Origin of the sequence: Bacillus hominis (genome assembly GCF_018332515.1) — a bacterium.
Classification (GTDB): domain Bacteria; phylum Bacillota; class Bacilli; order Bacillales; family Bacillaceae_G; genus Bacillus_A; species Bacillus_A hominis.
Map to the genome: position 1 here is coordinate 1 of NZ_BOQD01000329.1, position 1,580 is coordinate 1,580.

General features: G+C 29.9%; 2 protein-coding genes. Both read left to right on the top strand.

The features are described 5' to 3' along the window. A partial coding sequence (locus tag KI356_RS23880) for a protein kinase domain-containing protein (protein ID WP_212936660.1) occupies window positions 1–1,172 on the top strand: 1,172 nt, incomplete at its 5' end. Window positions 1,173–1,174: 2 nt separating this feature from the next. Beyond that, window positions 1,175–1,405 (top strand): DUF2199 domain-containing protein, encoded by a 231-nt coding sequence (locus tag KI356_RS23885; protein WP_438820849.1) that lies wholly within the window; start codon window positions 1,175–1,177, stop codon window positions 1,403–1,405. Window positions 1,406–1,580 lie beyond the last annotated feature (175 nt).

Consider the following 1,580-nt stretch of genomic DNA (forward strand, 5'->3'; position numbering starts at 1 on the left):
TCAAAGAAAAAGCATTTGTATATTTAAAACATAAATTAGATGAATATAACGAAAGGTTTGGCAATAAGAATATTAACAGATTCATAGATTTTTATGACCAATTCCCTGATACTCTGCAACAAATATTTTCCTTATTCCACTTTGAATTTAATTATTTACTAAAATATATGAATAGCCGATTGAACAACCGTCATTATACTGCAGATGAAAGTCGTGACCTTATATATTTAATCGAAGAGTACCAAACTGTACAATCCATCTTAACAAATTCATCTTATAGCTTTGACATAGATCCTTATTACAAAGATGTTTTAGCAAAATGTGATGATTTTTTACAAAGTAGTGGTGGAAGTCCTATTCCCAACGACTTCGAAAAAATAAAGTTAATTGAGATAAACCCTATATTTACTTTGCAATCAGCTGTCTCAATAACAAGGTCAACAAATAAAATTTTGTATCCTATGAAAGCAATTGGTCAAGGCTCCTATGCGACTGTCCACAAATATAAAGATGAACATTACAACCGTATTTTCGCTGTGAAAAAAGCTAATAATAATCTATCTCCTAAGGAATACGAACGATTCCAAATTGAGTTTGAGGAAATGAAAAAACTAAAGTCTCCATATATCCTCGAAGTATATACATTTGATGAAGAAAATCATCAATACATTATGGAGTACGCAAATGATTCACTAGATTCCTATATTTCAAAACATAATAATCTAAGCAAAGTAAAACGCCTTAGTCTTATTAAACAAATTTTTGAGGCTTTTATTTACATAAATAAAAAAAACATTTTCCATAGAGATATTTCTCCAAATAACATTTTAATTAAGCAATACGATGAGTTAGATATAATTAAAGTTTCTGATTTCGGCTTAGTGAAACGTCAAAACAGTCAACTTACCAGTAAAAACACAGAATTTAAAGGTTCATTTAATGATCCAAAGCTAGATCTACAGGGTTTCGCTAACTATGAAATCAGACATGAAACATACGCATTAACAAGATTAATTTACTTTGTTGTAACAGGCAAAAGAAAACTTAAATCCTTTCCAAGTACTGAATTCGAAGCGTTTATTAACAAAGGATTATCAGATAATATTAATGAACGTTACAATAATACCCAAGAGATTCGTGATGCATTTAATAAAATAAGACACACTTTGTAAATATGTTTTCTTTATTTCACTCCCTTTTCAAGAAAAAATCATTACATTCCCCAGATACAGTAAGTTTAAAAACAATGGTTCATACTAGAGAAGTCGGTTACAAACCTTATATTGAACTCGAACTAACAGACCATCCATTATCTATTGAACAAAAAAATGGTATTAAACTAGATCGCATCCGAGAAATTGCTGAAGAGATTTGTGCTCAAAATAACGAAGAAATAAATGATTAGCAAATAAAAAAAGAGCATTGAAAAATCAATGTTCTTTTTTATTGTGTTTCTGCTTATTAATTAGATTTCTCTTCGAAAATAGCACCGGTTATTAAAATCAAAAGTATTTTAATCACCTACCCTTGATTTCTCTGCGCCGCTCTAAGCTCCTCCTTCACCTTCTCTAACAACCCTT